This window comes from Rickettsiella endosymbiont of Dermanyssus gallinae (genome assembly GCF_019285595.1).
In the GTDB taxonomy this organism is placed as follows: domain Bacteria; phylum Pseudomonadota; class Gammaproteobacteria; order Diplorickettsiales; family Diplorickettsiaceae; genus Rickettsiella_B.
The window spans coordinates 247,146-265,456 of the sequence record NZ_CP079094.1 but is presented as its reverse complement, the minus strand read 5'-3'; the positions used below and the strand labels follow the sequence as shown (position 1 = coordinate 265,456).

Sequence of the window (18,311 nt, the reverse complement as noted above, 5' to 3'; positions counted from 1 at the left end):
TTCAATAAACTATTGCTAAAGTATACGGAATTTAACGCCTAATAATGCACTTGCGTCGCTTTAATAAGTTCATCCTTTTGTTCCCACAAATGATTGAGCTTTTTCTGGAAGCTCGCACGAAATTGCCTATCATTTTGATAATCTCCGTGCCAATCGGATGTAATGGGTATCGCTTCTATCTCTACGATTATTTTCTTTATATTCCCCGATAAAAAATCGTATAACCCAGATTTTTTTGGAGGGTAGATGATGGTCACATTGATAATTTTATGAAAAAAATCACCTAAAACCGCTAAGCTAAATCCAATGCCGGTTGATTTAGGGCGAAGCAAATATTGGTAAGGGGACTGTTGTGATTGACGTTTCTTTTCACTGAAGCGAGTCCCTTCAATAAAGTTTGCCACCGTGGTGGGTGTAGCCTTAAATCTCGTACAAGCTCGCTTAGTTGCTTCAACGTCTTTATTTTTTAATTCGGGGTGTTTAGCTAATACCTTTTTGCTGTAACGATGCATGAAAGGAAACCCTAACAACCAACAAGCCCAACTCGCAAAAGGCAATGTCCAAAGTAACTCTCTTTTGAGAAAAAACTTTAAGGGTGGAATTTTTTGATTAAAAATCCGTTGTAATACCAATATATCTGCCCAAGATTGATGATTTGCAATAAGCAAATACCATTCATTATAACTAAGCTGCTCTAGCCCCTTTACTTCCCATTTTATAGAGGTTGTTAGATCTTGAATAACGCAATTCCCTTCTATCCAATACACGGGTAAACGCTCCATCCACAGTTTACAGTTTCGCTGCCAAATTTTCAGAGGAATTAAATAACAGAACAACCCTAAAATTGCTAATGGGATAAACAAACTTATTAAATTGATAAGATAAAGTATGGCTACAAAACAAACTCTGAACCGATTTAAAAACTTCATGGTAGTTGGATCCCGCGGTCAAGCCGCGGGATGATAGTCAAAAGACATTTTTGAGCTATGCCTAACATAGCTGAAACTTACGCTTTTGCTTTGTGAAACCACAGACTTGTGTGGTCAACTAAGCTACGCCATAACCCGCCCTTAGATAAATTCTCTAGGGCAACAAGAGGAACGGTTGCAATAGGCTTATCATTTAATACCACATTAATTTGCCCTACTACATCACCTTTTTTAATAGGCGCTATTAAATTAGATGTAAAGACCATTTTAGTGGTAGGCGCTTTGTTTTGCCCTGTAGGCAAAGTGGCATATAAATCTTGCGCCAGACCTACATTGACTTGAGAACTCTCTCCAAACCAAACACGTGGTGTCGCTAATTTCGTATTCGCGCTATAAAGCTTTTGTGACTCAAAAAAACGAAATCCATAGGTCAATAACTTTTGGCTATCTTGCGCACGCATTTCATCCGATGGAGCGCCCATCACAATAGTGATTAAACGCATATTGTTTTTCTGTCCAGACGCCGCTAGGCAAAAACCAGCTTCATTGGTATGTCCGGTTTTAATACCATCCACATTGGCATCGCGCCATAATAAGCGATTACGATTAGGTTGTTTAATGCCATTATAGGAAAACCATTTTTGCGAATACCATTTATAATCTTCTGGGAAATCCAGAATAAGTGCTCGAGCCAAAATACCCATATCATGCGCAGTAGAATAATGGTTAGCATCCGGCAAACCATCTACATCCATAAAATGCGTATGATTCATCCCTAGCCGAGCAGCCGCTTGATTCATGAGACTCACAAAAGCTTCCTGACTACCTGCTACATACTCTGCCATTGCGACACAAGCATCATTACCGGAATCAACAATAATCCCTTGCATCAATTGACCAACAGGCACTTTATCACCCACTTTAACAAACATCTTTGAACCGCCTGTTTTCCAAGCGGCTTCACTAATAGTCACTAACTCCTCAGGATGAATGCGCCCTTCTTTTAAAGCCATAGAAATGACATAAGAAGTCATCATTTTCGTTAAACTAGCAGGAGATACTCTCTGATCAATATTACCGCTGGCCAAAATACTCCCGCTATACGCATCCATTAACAAATAAGCCTTTGCATTTATGTTAGGCGGAATGGGCGTTAATGTGGGTTGCTGCGGTGTTGTATTGATAGTACCAGGCGCCGTAATAGGAATAATCGGATCGGCTTTAACAATGGGCATAAATAACGTAAGGATTAAGCCCATAACAAGGGGGGCGAAAGAACGCATCTTAAACATAAATAGGACGCCTTATAGAGTTTAATAAAAATATGAATGGCTAGATTGAAGTTATTGTAATGACTTCACAAGATACTGCAAGGGTTAGACACTTTCACAAGCAACTCACGAAACAATCATATAAAGGTATTTTACTAAAAAAATACCTTTATATGATATTATCTGCCGATAAATGGTATAAATTACATAAGTAAAAGGAGCTTACCTATGCGTGTGCGTAAGAAATATTTAGAAAGAGCAGGCCTATTTAATCAGTTTATTCAGGCTGGACTCTTCAGTAGTATCTTTACTTTTACCTCCAATATTGGAGGTATCCGAATAATTTTTGAACGTGGGCTCCACGCTATCCTCTTCCCTATTGCCATTGCCCCTGATGCAATAGCCAGCTTAATTGCTCTACTTAGCTTTGGTAAGGCTAAAAATAAAAACCTCGGTAGAACATTTGACTTAATTTATGTACCTACAAAAACTGCTTTAGTTTTTACGGCTGTTTTTGCTGGGCTTAGCGTGATTATGGTCCAGAGTTTGTTTCTCACTGTAGTAAGCTCGGGGATAATTTACCATGCGGGATTAGGTCTTTATAATGCCTACCACTGGCGGAAAGCACCGGAAAACTCACCTTCACACCTAAAGCTTAAAGCGCTTTATAAAAACAATATGATTAATAATGGAGTTTCAAGCTTAATAGGCGCTATTTTTCTATCTGGTATTATCACGACGCTGATTTTTTTCCCTTTACTATCCGCACCTATTTTAGCGATTGCAGGAATAGGTACGGCGGTCATGCTGATGTTAACAACTACTTATAGCGTATACAGATACTTCAAACAGCCTATAGTTAACCCAACAACATCCCCAGTAGTTAATATGACTGAGTCAACCTTGTCTGATTCAACTTTGTCTGACTTAAGCTTATCTGAAGCAACCATGCCTGTAATAAAAGGATATTACTACCGTAAATTTCGGTCTGAAGAAATAAGGGGTGATGATTTTAAGAAAGAGAAGGACTTCCTTGTAGAGCAAATTACAAATAAAAAAGCAGAACTCAACGATCAGATAAGCCATAACCGTAATAAGTCCCGAGAGTTTTTTTGGCCCGAAAATCCAAAGCGGCAAGCTAAACAAGAGTTCTTACAGAGTGTTTTAGAACCGTTATCCGTATTTGAACCCAAGCTTGATAACTCAGAATTTATTAACGATATAAACCACGCTTTGTCGAATGCACAAGGAAAGGTCTTTCAATCTTTTTTCCGTGCTAAGGGCGATGTAGGGGATATTGTGGATGCCCTTAAAGTATTTGTTAATCACTATAAGGAATCTTCTGAGCTTCCTCCTACGAATACTCATATTAACTCACCTGTTTAATCCCTATTCACCAAACGTCTGTGATGAATGAAAAGAAGAGTAACGCTTAAAAGGTACTCTTCTTCATGAGGAATTAGTCCGTCGCCCACAGGGTGGAAAAACTGACAATTCCACCCACTTTATAAGCTATCCCTCTTTACTTATAATCACATATTAGGTATTAAACCTAGTATGATAAAAATAAGAAAATTCATTATCGCTATACTTGCGATCACGGGGGCACTCTATGCCTTAAAGGGGAGTGCCGAGTCCTCCTCACCACCCCCTGTTGCTTATCAAATACAGGGCCTAGAGCCGGCTTTAACGACACTAGTTAAAGCCCGTTTAGCGCATAGCCTAGAAGCGTTAACGCCGCCTTTAACCTCCAATGTTATTCAGGTATGGAATGAGCAGCACGCCCCTGCTGAAATTCAGCAAGCCCTCACCCCTTACGGCTATTTTAAGCCTTCAATCCACTCAAAACTTCTGTACCAAAATAAAACCTGGCAGGCTATTTATACGATTAATCCAGGGCCCTTATTAAAAATCACTCAGCTAAACGCGTCTATTCAAGGTGAAGGCGCTAATAATGCGGCATTAAAAACGTTAATGGATCAACTCCCCCTCCATCAAGGCGATAGTTTTTTAAGTGAACGTTATGAGCAAACAAAACAAAAGTTATTGAGCACCGCTATTGCTGAAGGTTATTTATCTGCTTATTTCAGTCAACACCGTGTTTTAATCAACCGGCAGTCCTATATAGCTAATATTGATTTAGTGCTGGATACAGGTCCGCGTTACTATTTTGGCCCCATTAGCTTTGAACAAACCATCCTCAAAGATAGCTTTTTAAGACACTATATTCCTTTTAAAAGCGGCGATCCTTATTCATCTGAACAGCTGTTAAAACTTCAAGATAACCTCAATCGAAGCGGCTATTTTCGACATATTTCTATTAATGATCTTACAAGCAAAAAACAAAGCCAGCAGATACCTATACTCTTTAAATTAACGCCACGCCCGCCGCAACAATACACCGCAGGAATAGGATATAGCACCGATGTTGGCGTAAGAGGAACGCTAGGTTGGGAGTCTCGCTATCTCAATCAATTTGGCCATAAGTTAAGTATTATGAGCCAATTATCGAAGGTACAAAACAGTCTACAAACGACTTATAGCATTCCTGGAAAGCAACCTAATACTGATAACTATAATATTAATTTCGCTATCGTTCGCAAACAACTTTCTAAAGTGGATAGCACAACACAGCAAATCGGAGTAGGAAGCAGCCATCAATGGAAAGGTTGGCAACGTAATTTATTTTTAAACTACCAAATTGAACGCTTCAATTGCACTGATCGTCCAAGCAAGATTTCGCACTTACTCACGCCAGGTATTACTTTTTCTCGTAGCAAATTTGATAACCCGCTCTATGCCTTGCATGGCTACCGTATCAACCTAAGGGTACAAGGTGCTGATAAAAGTCTATTATCAAGCGCTAGTTTTTTACAAACCCAGCTACAAACGAAATATATTCTAAGTTGGAATGAAAATAGCCGTGTGATCTTGCGCAGTGATCTCGGCTATACCATAACGCCCAATCCTACTAACTTTCCTCCTTCTCTACTTTTTTATGCCGGGGGTAGCCTAAGTGTCCGTGGCTATGACTATCAAGCATTAGGTCCTGGGCGTTACTTAATGGTGGGTAGTGCTGAGTATCAACATAAAATTGTTAATAATTTCTACGCTGCAGCATTCTTTGATATGGGTACTGCTGTTAATAATTTTCCGATTAATCTACAAAAAGGCGCCGGTATCGGTGTCGTATGGATTTCCCCACTTGGTCCTATGGAGTTAACACTAGGAAAAGCGCTGGATCTGCCTAATCATCTAGTACGATTACAATTCAGCATGGGAATTGATTTATTATGACAATAAGAAAATTTTCTTCTTTACGTTGGATTATCTTCTATAGCATAACGTTGTTTTTTTTAAGCCTAGGTTATTTAGCGGTAACCACACAAAAGGGTTTAGAAATAGCCAGTCAATTAACCCGACACTGGTTACCCGGAACTTTAAAAATCACGGAACTAAACGGCCGCTTACTTGGTCCTATTCAGATAAAAGATTTAAGTTATAAGGACGCGGACACAACACTTACTATTTCATCTGTTCAATTTGATTGGCATTGGAGCGCCTTACTACATGGCCAATTCAGTATAGCTTCGTTATCGATTGATAAGCTTATTTTAGCTATCAAAGAACAAGAAAAACAAAAAGACAGCGCGGCATCTGAAACAACTATAAATGATTTCCAACTACCCACATTTTTTAAACATATTCATCTAAACTCAATGGATATTAAACAATCCATCTTGCGCTATGGTGCTAATACTTTAAGCTTAGATGGTTCGTTACATAAACAATGGAATTTTAATTGGCAATTAACTATCCCACAATTAGCAAGCCTTCTTTCAGATAGTAAAGGCCAACTTTTTTTACAAGGGCAAATAAATGGGAATTACTCATCACCTCATTTTTATCTTTCCCTTCTAAAAACCAATCTAAGTTATTTAGATTGGCAATTAAACCAAATTCAAGGATCATTTGATTTAGATAGCCTGGACAGCAAAAAATGGCTGTTAGACCTAAAAGCTGTTCAATTTAAAAATAATACCTTTTCTTTAAATCCCGTTCATATAAGCCTCAACGGAAGCTTACAACCTTTTTCTTTGCAGGGAAATTTATCCGGCTTTAAGCTCTCGCGAAAAGATGAAACCCTTGTAACGCACAATCTAAATATACCTTCTAGCCAAATAACGGCAAAATTAACTCCGGAAGGCTTAGCCGCAAGCTTGATAACAAATCCTAGTGTTGCCGATCAACTCAGTGCATATATCCAACTCCCGCATTACAAATATTCCCTTGAGATAAATCCAAAGCAGACAATAAAAGCAAACATTCAACTCACATTAAAAAATTTAAACTATTTCTCTACTTTTATTCCTGCTGTAAAAAATCCACAAGGTGCTCTAAATACACAACTTAATTTATCTGGTCTTCTATTCTCACCCTCTATAAATGGAGAGCTCAATTTAAAAAATACAAGTACACAAATACCGTTGCTAGGCCTTTATTTGAAAAACATGAATCTTGTATTGCATACCGATAAAAATGTACTGCAAGGATCCGGACGATTAGACTCTGGAAAAGGCACATTGACATTCCAATCAAAAACACAGCTAAATCAGCCCGAGTTTCCTAGCCTTATCACTTTACAAGGAAATAACCTGGAAATTAGCCATACAAGAGAATTTAAAATTACTGCTTCGCCTTCATTGCAAATACAAGCGAATACACAGCGTATTGAAGCAACGGGCCTTATCGCTTTTCCAAAAGCCCTCATTAAAATTAATGACAATACTTTTAATGGCCATGAACTATCAAATGATGTGGTATTTGTTAATCATAAAAAAGAAACTGCCTCTCTTCCATTTACCTATAAAAATAATATTAAATTACAATTGGGAGATGACATTCAATTTAATTATCAAGGACTACGCACTAAAATCACAGGAAATTTAGATATTAATCAAACCAGCGATCATCCCATTTTAGCAACCGGTGTACTATCTCTCACCGAAGGGGAATATACTTATTATGGCCAAAGCTTAAAACTACAACCACATTCATTACTAAGCTTCGCCAATAGCCCTATCGATAACCCCAACATCGATGTTACTGCTAATAAAAATGTATGGGTTTTACCTAAAATTAGCACTGCAAATAATTCAGGGGCACCAAAATCAAAGTTAGGATCTTCTAGTTTTATCTCATCCGCATTACAAACAACACAACCTATTCAAGCAACGGTAGGTGTACGTCTACAAGGCTATCTTGAGAATCCTAAAATTACGCTATATGCCAACCCTACCAATGCCATCACTTCTCAATTAGAAATCCTCTCTTACTTAGTCACTGGCCAACCGAGCGATCAGCTTAGTGCGGCTAGTATGCAATTATTGCTCGGTGCTGCCACACAGGCCGGCGGAGAAAAAACGGGTGTTGGCCACTTGATTAACAAAGCGCAGAAGAAAATGGGTATTGATCAATTAACGATCGGCGTTAATCCAATCTTTAATCCCAATACTAATAAGCTACAACAAAATACTTCTTTAATTATTGGTAAAAGCTTCTCGCCACGCCTGAATGTTTCTTATAGTTTAGGATTACTTGATCCCATTAGTGTTCTACAAATCAATTATTTACTCAATAAGAATTTCTCATTGCAAAGCACCAATAGTAACTTTGCGAATGGAATTGATTTACTTTATAAATTAGAAAAAAATTAAGATACGCTCTAATCAACTAGCCTTAATAAAAGCTTCAATGTCCTGCATGATTTTATTGGTCAAGGGTTTTGTGAAAACACGATCGATACCCGCTTCTTTACATTCTTCTTCCACCTCTTCTACACCGTGACCTGTCAGTACAAAAACGGGTAAGTGCGGTTTGTTATTTTCTTTTTCCCATTGACGATATTCTTTGCATACTTCGCTACCTGTTAACTCAAGTAAACCAATATCTAGCAATGCCCATACAAAAGTACCCTTTTTTAAAGCTTCCAATGTGGCTTTACCATCAATCGTTTCGCTTACCGCATAGCCTTCTTTCTGTAATAGGCATTTATGCGTATAGCGTGCTATGACATTATCCTCGACAATCAAAACAGTGCCTGTTTTAGTGGTACTTTCAGAAATAGATGGTAATACTGTTTCTATTTTATCTGGAATTTTATTCGATAAAGTAAACTTAAATTGTAAACTAAAGCAGGTTCCCTTTCCTTCTTCACTGCTTACCTGTATTTCACCACCTAATAAATCTAACGATTCCTTTACTAGGTATAAACCAAGACCATAACCTTTATATTCCTCTAGATGGGCAGGATGGACGCGGTAAAAACGATCAAATATTTTATCCAATTTATCTTCGGCCATACCAATACCTGTATCTGAAACCTTTATTTCTAGGTTGGCATGATTATTCTCTATAGATAACAGCTTAATAGCTAAACTGATAGTACCCTCTTTAGTAAACTTAACTGCATTTGATACTAGATTAATTAACACGCGTTTTAATTTAATTCGATCACCGAAAACAAGCGGTAGTTTTGGATCAAGTGCGAATGGAAACTTCAAACCTTTTGTATACACAGCAGGTCCCATCAACGCATGCAGTTCTTTAGCAAGCCCTGATAAATCCAGTGGTTCTGCCTTCACTGAATCCGTCATCTGTTTACTATCAATGGTGTTTACAACGGCGCTCAGTAGTTCCAATAGCTGATTACCTGCATCATGAATCATTTCGCCATGTTCTTTTGCTTCTTCCAGCGAATCTAAACCCATTTTTTGTAACTGGGCAAGACCTATAATCCCTGCTAGTGGTGTTCTGATATCATGCGCCACGTTTTGCAAAAATACTTGTTTGGCAATATGAGCTTGTTTTTGTTTGGTAATATCAATAGCCGCGCCTATAACATATTTAATTTGATCATTTTCATCAAAAATAGGCTTTCTGGTCGTGATGTAGTGTTTTCCCTTATATTCTTCTTCTACTGTTTCCTCAGTTTTTATCTCTAAAACTCTTTTAAATCCCTCTTTAGCCATCTCTCCAAAGATACTTACATCTTTACCTAAAATAGTAGATAAATTATCTATGCTAGATAGTTTTAATAATCTTTCATTTACCCATAAGAGACTACCATTACATCCTATAATAAATCTATTTATAGGTATAATGTCATTACTATCTATATGCTCTGCGCTAGAAATAATACTATTATCTATTTTAGCTATATATTCTTTTAAGTCTTTTTCTTTTAAAAACTGAATCTCCGTTGGCATAGTTTCTTATACTCCTTTTTATTAATTTATTTTATTTAATGATTAAAGCTGCATATAATTTTCATCATTCTCTGATGTTTTAACAAAAATTTTTTAGGATAATGACAGTGAGCAAACAAACTGAATTTTTAGCTGAGGGATCGATATTATCTTTAAAACTCGCGATAATTGGCATAATTAATGATCTTATTATTATTTTATTCATTAAGCGATATATGATACATGAAAAAATAAACAATAAAATAAGCTTTCTGCCCTAACTCTCGCTAAGCGCTACTAACGTATCAACAATTAAACGGGCACTATCAGATTGTTTAAAACTGGTTAATTTATTTTTTATAACTTCTAAATCGGCATAACAATCAAAAGCAGTTTGTAAAAATTTTTCATCTGAAAATTCTTCTGCATATAAAACGGCACTTAATCCTTGTTTAGAAAAATAATCCGCGTTTTTTATTTGATCGCCACGACTGGCTTGTTTAGAGAGTGGCAATAAAATATGTGGTTTTTTTAGTGCTATAAGCTCATAAATGGAAGTGGCGCCCGCTCGGCTAATCACTAAATCTGCACTGGCTAAAACATCTGCCAATTCTTCTTGCAGATATTCAAACTGCTTATAATCTGGAACATTTGAGAAATACTCACCTAATTTCCCTTTACCACAAAGATGGATAACCTGAAATTTGCTTGTTAGAGGTACTAACAAGCGTCGAATCATGTTGTTAATATCAACAGAGCCCAAGCCTCCTGCCATAATTAATAACACCGGCTTTGCTTCACTAAAACCACAAAACCTTAAACCTTTACTCCGATCACCCTGATATAAAGACTCACGAATGGGTACGCCCGTCACTAATACCTTAGCTTTATTTTTAAAATATTGAGTGGTGACAGGAAATGTCACGCAAATAAGTTTAGCAAAAGGAAAACTTAAACGATTTGCTAATCCAGGCGTTAAATCCGATTCGTGAATAACGACAGGAATGCGGCTTAACCACCCACCAATGACAACAGGTAAAGCGACAAAACCGCCTTTAGAAAAAATAATATTGGGTTTAAGGCTACGGCAAAGTAAAAAACTTTGTGCAATACCAAAAACGAGCTGAAAAGGGGTTAAAAAATTTTCCCAAGACCAATAACGCCGTAACTTACCCGTTGTAACTGAATAATAGGGAATATTTAATGGCGCAACAAGAGAACGCTCGATACCTTGCTTTGAGCCCACATAAAAAATAGTGGCTCCTTTATTCTTAAGCAGTTGAATCAAAGGAAAATTCGGCGTGACGTGACCAGCTGAGCCACCACCCGTGAATAATATTTTCATTTTTTTCATTCGATTTAGCTCGATGGCTGAAGATCTATTTTTCCTGCAATATGCACGTCATGCGGTGCTTCAGGCGGTAAAATGCCTTCGCTTGAAAAACGTTCCCACAGACTAAATAAAAACTGAGAACGCACACCCGACCGTGAGCTAATATGATTTAAATCCACATAATATTCGACTTTAAATTCTAAAAGTACTTTATCAATTTCTTTAAAATAAACTTCGGGCTTTGGATTGGTCAAAATTTTTGGAACGGTTGCTAATACTTGTAAAATAATATCCCTAATCCGATTAGGATTATCATTACGATTAGACTTCACTGTTACTAGTGCACGTACAACGCTATCGCGATGCGTCCAGTTGATAAAGTTTTTACTAAAAATATCTGCATTAGGAACTAATAGCTCCTGACGATCATCGGTAGTTACTGTAATAGAACGTGCACCTATATGGGAAACTTGCCCATCATAATTACCTACTGTAACCCAATCCCCTACTTTTACAGGCCGCTCTAATAATAAAAAAATGCCGGTAAAAAAGTTATTAAATAGATCACGTAATCCTAAACCAACCCCTAAAGAAAAAAGCCCAAAAATAAGGGATATATTAGCCCACGTTAATCCCAAAATATTTAAACCAATGGTAATGCCAATAGCAATCAGCGTGTATTGTGTGAAAATGGATAAACTATTACGTAACCCTAAATCTTTGGTATGTACAAACAACCAACGATAAGCAAATTCACGCGACCAATGCGCAATCCATATCAAGATAACCACGAGAACCGCTAACTGTACAACCGTTAAACCTGTTACTGCTACCGTATTTGTAATATCAAACAATTTAGTGCCTAATAATTTGCTCACATTGGTATTAATAACAGGAACTCTATCCCCCCAACCATACAGTTCAAACAATCCCATAATAGATAATATAAGTAACGCTAGTTTTAAAATCTGATGAAACGGCTTTAATAAAGCCTGACTCCACAACCAACCATTCCTAAAACGACGAATACATTGTTCAGAAGCCCAACGAATCAGCTCATCTAAAAGCCCTCTGAGTAACAGATAAGCCGTAAGCGCTATTAAAAACAAACCTTGATAATGCGCAATAGCCCACGCTAATTCAACGTAACCCACTAAGCCAATCAGCGCATTCGTTAATAAACTAAATGGAATTAAAAAACTTAACCAACGTATAATCCGTTTTAAATAGGCATGTTTATTTTCTATATAGGGTTCTAATAAGGTGGGGACCACTTCCCAACCTTTCATTAATACCAAAGCAACCACCAAAAGAAAAAACATAAATAAGCGACCAAAAAGATCTTGTACTTCATAGTTAACCGGCAATTGATTAACTAAAATAGTCGCTAAGGTAATAATCCCGCCAATTAACAGCGTGGTGCGTAGACGATAATATAATTTGACGTCGTGGCCACTTTCATCGGTTGTATTTTCTAATAACAAAATATGTGCCAGCTGAATAACAATACTGAATCCTAAGCAAACCACGCTGACACTAATAATTAAAAAGAATAATTTGAGAGGTATATTTAATAAAAACAATAACCCTATTAACGCGGCTAACAACATAATCCCGGTTAAATGACGTTGTAACAGTTGTAATACCACAATCACTGTTTGTGCCGAAAAAAAACCGCGGCTACGTTGTTGTAAGCGAACCCTATCTACCGCTAAAAAACGACGTACTTTTAACCATAAAGCAAACCATAGCAGAAACCCAATCACCCCAATTAACCACTGCCAACCTGATACTAATTCAAGCTTGCTCATGATGGGATCATAAAGGCCAGCTAACTTTTCAAGTGTTAATGCAGGAATTTGGCCAATGGTCTTTCCTAATGCAAACCATGCCCCTAAATTCCAGCCAGGTAACCCCTGTCGATTAGCCAGTTGTAATTTCAACTGTTGCGCTACTGACAGTTGTTGCGCTTTAACTCGTTCTTGTAATTGCTTGGTTTTGAGAAGTAATGCTTGATAACCTGTAGAAATTGACTGTAAAACCGCAAGTTGCGTTTTATCCTGAACTAAATTAACCCCCTCCCCTTTTAAATCTTTGTCCACTAACTGCGCATAGCTTTGTAAAAACTTAAGCTTTTTTTGCAATAAGCTTGCTGAAACCTGTGTTTGCTCATTAATGTTTTCAATTTGATGCTGTAAATTACTGAGCGTACTTAATGGAAGCTTCTGATTAAAAGCATTCTCTAATATTTGTAATTTATTCGCTATTTTCGCTGTATTAAGCTCTGTTTCTAATAAATTATTTCTTTCTTCCGCTTCAAATATATTAAACTCAATCTGATCGTAAGAGGTATTATTCAAAAAACCTGTTGTCTCAGCTTTTCTTAATTCTTCGTTCCATTGGTTTAAGCGTATAACCCATTTTTTTTGCTCTTGATCTAAACGAGCGGCCAAACCATCTAAGGATTGTTCCCGGTTTGTTTGTTCTTGAAGTTGATATTTTCTCTGTAAATCCCGTTTCCATTCTTCAGAAAAAGCCAATGTTTGCTGAATAATATCTCGTGATTGCTGCAACGTTTTAGTTCGTTGTTGTTGTAGCTTAAATAAACCTCGGCGTTCCTGCACATACTGTTGTAGATTTGCTTGCTGCGCTTGAGTAGCAGGAATACTTCGATCCACATTTTGCCACTTTTCGGGTACATTTCGAATAGAATCGAGAACGAGATCCGTAGATTGTTGTGTAGTCTGCAGGGTTAAATTGATACTTTCTAAGTCTGCCTTTGCCATCGTAATCATCAGATCAAGTCTATCTAATGATTTTTGAGTTATAGGCTGCGCGTAAAGATTTTTTTGTTCATCCTGCAAACCCTGTAGTTTTTTTGCGAGTAAGCGACTACGCGTTTGCTCGGCAACTAATTGTTGCTGAGCTGACGTCAATAAAGGCGATTGATTAGATAGCTCAGCAAAAGCAGTTGTACTAAAACTACCAAATAAAAAAATTAATAAAACAACTAGCTTATACAAACTATCGCCTCAGGGTAAAGGTAAAGGTTGCTCGTCTGTATTTAAGTTTATCTTGTCTTCAGGCGCTTGCCACTTCATCCAAACATACACAGGAACACTGCTCAATAATAATAAGGTGCCATAAAATACGGTCTGCTCGCCTGAGCCAATAATAGCCCAAAAAGAATAAACGCCGGCCAAAATAGCAATAATGACCGAACCCAATAGTTTTTTACCTTTTTTAAATAAAGCAGGGTATTTCAAAAAAATAACCAGCTCAGACATCGTCGTCAAGAAATAAGGGATCAATGAAGCTAAGGTGGCTAACAAAATAATAATAGTAAACTGTTTAACCATAGAATGGCTTAAGGTCATTAACAACAGCACCGTAATTAACACACTAGAAATAACTAAACCCACAACCGGCGTACCATTCGCCGATCTTTTTTCAAAAATGCGTGGAAAAAGGTTATCTTGAGCGGCAGCTAAAGGGATTTGGCCTTGCAATAAAATCCAACCATTCAACGCACCCAAACAGGAAATAACGGCACCTATAGCCACAACGACACTACCTATCGGCCCAAACATTAAACGGGCTGCATCGGCATAAGGCGCATTAGAATGCGCGAGCTGGCTCAAAGGCAGGCTTCCCATCACAGCAATACTGCTAAGAATATAAACCGCTGTTGCAATCAATACGCCTAAAATTGTTGCTCTAGGAATATTACGGGTAGGGTTTTCTACGTGACCCGCCGGTACTGAGGCTGATTCTAACCCAATGAAAGTCCATAAGGTTAATGTGGCCGCTCCACTAAACGCCGTAAAATTAGATTTGCCTGTTAAATTAAAATCAGCCAAGTAGTGAGGATGTATATAGAAAACGCCTACCAACGCAATAAGCAACAAGGGAATAAGTTTTAAAATAGTTGTCAATAATTGAAACATACCGGCATGTCGAACCCCTAGTAAGTTAACCAAGGTCATTAACCAAACCAGGCTTATACTGACCAGGCACGATAACAGCGCATTTTTAGCCAGTATAGGAAAAAAAAAGCTCAAATACGCCGTGAGCGCAACTGCTATTGCTGCATTACCCACCCAAAGTGCAATCCAGTAATTATATGCCATTTGAAATCCAGCAAAATCGCCAAATGCCTCCCGACAATACGCATAAGGGCCACCAATCCGTGGCATTACAGTACCTAGCTTAGCAAACACTAACGCTATTAACAAAGCACCACCAGCGGTTGCAATCCAAGAAAGTAAACTAATACTTCCATATTCTGCCAAAGAGGCCGGCAATAAAAAAATGCCTGACCCTATCATGTTTCCAGCCACTAAGGCTGTTAACATCCACAAGCCTAATTTTTGTTGTTTTGCTTGCTCAGCCATATACTATCTAACCTCTGGGTTTTGCACAGAATAAAGTGTGTGTGCCATTATACCCCTCTCATCTTCTATTGCGAAAAGGTTTATGCTAAAAACGCCGGCTTTATATATCGTTGCCACGCCCATTGGCAACCTGGGAGATATGAGCGCACGCGCGATAGAGACCCTGAAATCGGTTGACTACATCGCCGCAGAGGACACTCGCCACTCACATAAGTTGCTCGTACATTTTGCCATTGACACGCCTGTACTTTCTTTACACGAACATAATGAATCTGAGTGCAGCGAAAAACTGCTAGAAAAATTATTGAAAAAAGGGCAAACGATTGCCTTAATCAGTGACGCAGGAACGCCTTTAATTAGCGACCCTGGATATCGTTTGGTAAAAAAAGTTCGACAACATAACATTCCTGTTATCCCCATCCCTGGTCCCTGCGCCTTAATAACTGCCTTAAGTGCTTCTGGATTAAATTGCGAACAATTTATCTTTGAAGGTTTTTTACCTGAAAAAAAAGTCGCCAGGCAAAAAAAATTAGACGCATTACGCTACGAAACACGAACCCTGATTTTCTATGAAGCACCACACCGAATTCTCGATCTAGTAGAAGATATGCTAGCTATTTTTGGGGCGCAACGTATTGTAGTCTTAGCCCGCGAACTAACAAAAACCTTTGAAACTATCCATGAGGGGAATCTAGAAGAATTAACAACTTGGCTCAATAACGATAAAAATCAACAGCGTGGCGAGTTTGTGGTTCTTGTAGAAGGCAACAAAGAGTCACCTCAGCATTCCGATCTAGAAATACAACGAATTTTAAAGCTATTATTAGATGAACTGCCGATTAAACAGGCTGCAGCACTTGCTGCTAAAATAACCCATGGAAAAAAAAATAAACTCTATGCGCAGGCATTAGCATTAACCGGTAAAAACCATGACAACTGACGCACTTGAAATCATTCAACGAGGAACCTCCGAAATACTTGTTGTGGATGAACTAAAGAAGAAACTAGCAGAAGGAAGGTGCTTACAAATTAAGGCTGGATTTGATCCAACTGCACCTGATTTGCATTTAGGTCACACCGTACTGATTAATAAAATGCGTCAGCTACAGGACTTAGGTCATGAAGTGGTTTTTTTGATTGGCGATTTTACGGGCTTGATTGGAGACCCCTCCGGCAAAAGTGCAACGCGCCCTCCACTCACCGTGGAAGAAGTTTCTGCCAATGCAAAAACGTATCAACAACAATTTAATAAAATATTAGATAGCACAAAAACCAAACTACGTTTCAATTCAGAATGGCTATCTAAACTCTCTGTCACCGAATTGATTAAACTTGCTTCAACCTATACGGTTGCCAGAATGTTAGAACGTGACGATTTCCATAAGCGTTATCATAACCACCAAGCGGTTGCTATCCATGAATTTATATATCCTCTACTCGTAGGTTATGACTCAGTTGTATTAAAAACTGATATCGAATTAGGCGGTAACGATCAAAAATTTAATTTATTAATGGGGAGAGAACTACAAAAGCATTTTCAACTATCTCCGCAAGTCGTGATCATGATGCCTCTTTTAGAAGGATTAGACGGGGTACAAAAAATGTCTAAGTCACTCAATAATTATATAGGCATTAATGAACCAGCCGGGGAAATGTTTGGAAAGATCATGTCGATCTCTGACAAGCTGATGTGGCGTTATTTTGAGTTGCTTTCCCTCAATAAAACTACGGCTGATATCAACCAAATGCAAGCGGAAGCGAAACAAGGTGCAAACCCACGTCAATTTAAAGTAGAACTCGCCCTAGAAATTGTAGCGCGCTTCCACGACAAAATGGCGGCTGAAATGGCCTACCAAGAATTTGAACAACGATTTAAGTCAGGCGCCCTACCTACCGATATTAAAGCAATTACTTTAACGATTGATACTGATTCGCTATCTGTTGCCAATGTATTAAAACAAGCTGGTTTAGCGGCAAGCACCTCTGAAGCTTTGCGCTCGATCAGCGCAGGCGCTGTTAAAATAGATTCGGTAAAGATTGAAGATAAAAAATTAATGCTGCATAGCAATACCACGCATATTTACCAAATCGGTAAAAGACGTTTCGCCAAAGTAACCATTTTGCAAAACCCTGAATGCAAAAAGTAGCTCGGCATGTTATTATTTTCTGTGGGTAATTAATAAGTATAACAAAGGAGTAGCGCGTATGGCGGAAACAGCAGTATTTGACACACTGACTTACGCTAATAGATTAAAAGAAGTCGGTGTACCCGGAACCCAGGCAGAAACACATGCCCAATTACTTTCTGAAGCTGTCGTCAGTAAAGTCATTACTTCACAATACTTAGATACAAAACTTGCTGAAATAACTGTCAAAATAGATGTTAGGGTTGCGGAATTAAAAACAGAACTTATTCGATGGGTTTTAGGGGCTGCTATTGCCCAAACTTCAATCATCCTTTCCTGTATGAAACTTATAAAATCCATCCACAAGTGAGTCGCTATGCTCCCGAAGAATTTCGGCCATCGTGCCCCCGAAATTCGTTCGCATGACGCGACTGAAATTAGGCCGCGATACGTCCTGCGTCCGGCACGCACTCACTCCTTCGGAGTTCATGCCCGTGCCTCCCACAAATGACTTTACGGCGTGATGCGTTTCCTGCTTCGCCCGTCAACGCACGCCTATCGCGGGCTCTTCGACTTCGCATTGCTTTCACAATGCTTTCCTGTCTCATCGTTAGAGAAACGCTTTTAATAAAGAAGCATTCCAAAAATCTAGGTTGACCCGCGTTTCTCATTTGCTGCTTCTAAGCGCTGCAAATACCGCTGCCAATAAACATCCTGATGTGCGGCTAAATCATAAAGCGTTTCCCAGGTATAAAGTCCTGTATTATGACCGTCATCAAATAGTAATTTGACTGCATAATGACCTACGGGTTCTATATTAATAATATTAACCTCTTTTTTTCCTGGGATTAATTTTCCTTCCGATTGCCCATGACCTTTAACATCGGCTGAAGGAGAAAACACACGTAGATATTTGCAAGGTAAAACAAATTTCTCTCCATTATCAAATTGAATCTCTACAACTTTAGTTTTTTGTAACAGTTTAATATCAAGAGGGATAGGAGAGTTCAT

At 38.3% G+C, this 18,311-nt stretch carries 14 protein-coding genes; 6 read left to right on the top strand and 8 right to left on the bottom strand.

Going from position 1 to position 18,311, the window contains the following annotated elements; translation table 11 throughout:
* Positions 1-38: 38 nt before the first annotated feature.
* Together KX723_RS01345 and KX723_RS01340 are read right to left on the bottom strand one after the other, a co-directional pair.
* Positions 39-929 (bottom strand): 1-acylglycerol-3-phosphate O-acyltransferase, YihG family, encoded by an 891-nt coding sequence (locus KX723_RS01345; RefSeq protein WP_218814332.1) that lies wholly within the window; start codon positions 927-929, stop codon positions 39-41.
* Between the two features lie 77 nt (positions 930-1,006).
* Positions 1,007-2,221: a D-alanyl-D-alanine carboxypeptidase family protein gene (locus KX723_RS01340; RefSeq protein WP_218814331.1), complete on the bottom strand. Its 1,215-nt coding sequence runs from the start codon at positions 2,219-2,221 to the stop codon at positions 1,007-1,009.
* Between the two features lie 207 nt (positions 2,222-2,428).
* Between KX723_RS01340 and KX723_RS01335 the strand changes: the two genes are divergently transcribed.
* From KX723_RS01335 to KX723_RS01325, 3 genes are all read left to right on the top strand, one after another.
* A complete protein-coding gene (locus tag KX723_RS01335; RefSeq protein WP_218814330.1) occupies positions 2,429-3,586 on the top strand; it encodes a hypothetical protein in 1,158 nt (385 codons plus the stop codon).
* Positions 3,587-3,757: 171 nt separating this feature from the next.
* Positions 3,758-5,497, top strand: coding sequence for an autotransporter assembly complex protein TamA (locus KX723_RS01330; RefSeq protein ID WP_218814329.1), 1,740 nt, complete (start codon positions 3,758-3,760; stop codon positions 5,495-5,497).
* Positions 5,494-7,917 (top strand): translocation/assembly module TamB domain-containing protein, encoded by a 2,424-nt coding sequence (locus KX723_RS01325; RefSeq protein WP_218814328.1) that lies wholly within the window; start codon positions 5,494-5,496, stop codon positions 7,915-7,917. The genes KX723_RS01330 and KX723_RS01325 overlap by 4 nt, the downstream gene beginning before the upstream one ends.
* Before the next feature lie 12 nt (positions 7,918-7,929).
* Here KX723_RS01325 and KX723_RS01320 read toward each other — a convergent pair whose 3' ends face one another.
* The 4 genes from KX723_RS01320 to KX723_RS01305 all read right to left on the bottom strand — a co-directional run bounded on the left by KX723_RS01320 (position 7,930) and on the right by KX723_RS01305 (position 15,174).
* On the bottom strand, positions 7,930-9,468 hold the full coding sequence (locus KX723_RS01320; RefSeq protein WP_218814327.1) for a hybrid sensor histidine kinase/response regulator: 1,539 nt from the start codon (positions 9,466-9,468) through the stop codon (positions 7,930-7,932).
* 256 nt (positions 9,469-9,724) lie between these two features.
* The gene (locus KX723_RS01315) at positions 9,725-10,792 is read right to left on the bottom strand and encodes an undecaprenyldiphospho-muramoylpentapeptide beta-N-acetylglucosaminyltransferase (RefSeq protein ID WP_246562480.1); all 1,068 of its coding nucleotides are present in this window, start codon (positions 10,790-10,792) and stop codon (positions 9,725-9,727) included.
* A 14-nt stretch (positions 10,793-10,806) separates the two neighbouring features.
* Entirely contained in the window at positions 10,807-13,803 is a 2,997-nt protein-coding gene (locus tag KX723_RS01310) for a mechanosensitive ion channel domain-containing protein (protein ID WP_218814325.1), read from the bottom strand.
* Between the two features lie 9 nt (positions 13,804-13,812).
* Positions 13,813-15,174, bottom strand: coding sequence for an amino acid permease (locus tag KX723_RS01305; RefSeq protein WP_246562479.1), 1,362 nt, complete (start codon positions 15,172-15,174; stop codon positions 13,813-13,815).
* An 82-nt stretch (positions 15,175-15,256) separates the two neighbouring features.
* Here KX723_RS01305 and rsmI point away from each other — a divergent pair, with 82 nt between their 5' ends.
* The 3 genes from rsmI to KX723_RS01290 are packed head-to-tail and all read left to right on the top strand — an operon-like array spanning position 15,257 to position 17,670.
* The gene (gene rsmI, locus KX723_RS01300; protein WP_218814324.1) at positions 15,257-16,114 is read left to right on the top strand and encodes a 16S rRNA (cytidine(1402)-2'-O)-methyltransferase; all 858 of its coding nucleotides are present in this window, start codon (positions 15,257-15,259) and stop codon (positions 16,112-16,114) included.
* A complete protein-coding gene (tyrS, locus tag KX723_RS01295; RefSeq protein ID WP_218814323.1) occupies positions 16,104-17,321 on the top strand; it encodes a tyrosine--tRNA ligase in 1,218 nt (405 codons plus the stop codon). Before rsmI ends, tyrS begins: the two co-directional genes overlap by 11 nt.
* Before the next feature lie 58 nt (positions 17,322-17,379).
* Positions 17,380-17,670, top strand: a complete 291-nt coding sequence (locus tag KX723_RS01290; RefSeq protein ID WP_218814322.1) for a hypothetical protein — start codon at positions 17,380-17,382, stop codon at positions 17,668-17,670.
* A 67-nt stretch (positions 17,671-17,737) separates the two neighbouring features.
* On the opposite strand, the gene KX723_RS01285 is transcribed toward KX723_RS01290, so the two are convergent.
* Both KX723_RS01285 and KX723_RS01280 read right to left on the bottom strand, forming a co-directional pair.
* On the bottom strand, positions 17,738-17,908 hold the full coding sequence (locus KX723_RS01285) for a hypothetical protein (RefSeq protein WP_218813323.1): 171 nt from the start codon (positions 17,906-17,908) through the stop codon (positions 17,738-17,740).
* 40 nt (positions 17,909-17,948) lie between these two features.
* On the bottom strand, positions 17,949-18,311 hold the full coding sequence (locus KX723_RS01280) for a gamma-butyrobetaine hydroxylase family protein (protein ID WP_218814321.1): 363 nt from the start codon (positions 18,309-18,311) through the stop codon (positions 17,949-17,951).

Excerpts from the sequence above, each read along its gene's own strand:
- KX723_RS01345 (WP_218814332.1), bottom strand. The coding sequence starts at position 929 with ATGAAGTTTTTAAATCGGTTCAGAGTTTGTTTTGTAGCCATACTTTAT.
- KX723_RS01340 (WP_218814331.1), bottom strand. The coding sequence starts at position 2,221 with ATGTTTAAGATGCGTTCTTTCGCCCCCCTTGTTATGGGCTTAATCCTT.
- KX723_RS01335 (WP_218814330.1), top strand. The coding sequence starts at position 2,429 with ATGCGTGTGCGTAAGAAATATTTAGAAAGAGCAGGCCTATTTAATCAG.
- KX723_RS01330 (WP_218814329.1), top strand. The coding sequence starts at position 3,758 with ATGATAAAAATAAGAAAATTCATTATCGCTATACTTGCGATCACGGGG.
- KX723_RS01325 (WP_218814328.1), top strand. The coding sequence starts at position 5,494 with ATGACAATAAGAAAATTTTCTTCTTTACGTTGGATTATCTTCTATAGC.
- KX723_RS01320 (WP_218814327.1), bottom strand. The coding sequence starts at position 9,468 with ATGCCAACGGAGATTCAGTTTTTAAAAGAAAAAGACTTAAAAGAATAT.
- KX723_RS01315 (WP_246562480.1), bottom strand. The coding sequence starts at position 10,792 with ATGAAAATATTATTCACGGGTGGTGGCTCAGCTGGTCACGTCACGCCG.
- KX723_RS01305 (WP_246562479.1), bottom strand. The coding sequence starts at position 15,174 with ATGGCTGAGCAAGCAAAACAACAAAAATTAGGCTTGTGGATGTTAACA.
- rsmI (WP_218814324.1), top strand. The coding sequence starts at position 15,257 with ATGCTAAAAACGCCGGCTTTATATATCGTTGCCACGCCCATTGGCAAC.
- tyrS (WP_218814323.1), top strand. The coding sequence starts at position 16,104 with ATGACAACTGACGCACTTGAAATCATTCAACGAGGAACCTCCGAAATA.
- KX723_RS01290 (WP_218814322.1), top strand. The coding sequence starts at position 17,380 with ATGGCGGAAACAGCAGTATTTGACACACTGACTTACGCTAATAGATTA.
- KX723_RS01285 (WP_218813323.1), bottom strand. The coding sequence starts at position 17,908 with ATGAGACAGGAAAGCATTGTGAAAGCAATGCGAAGTCGAAGAGCCCGC.
- KX723_RS01280 (WP_218814321.1), bottom strand. The coding sequence starts at position 18,311 with ATGAACTCTCCTATCCCTCTTGATATTAAACTGTTACAAAAAACTAAA.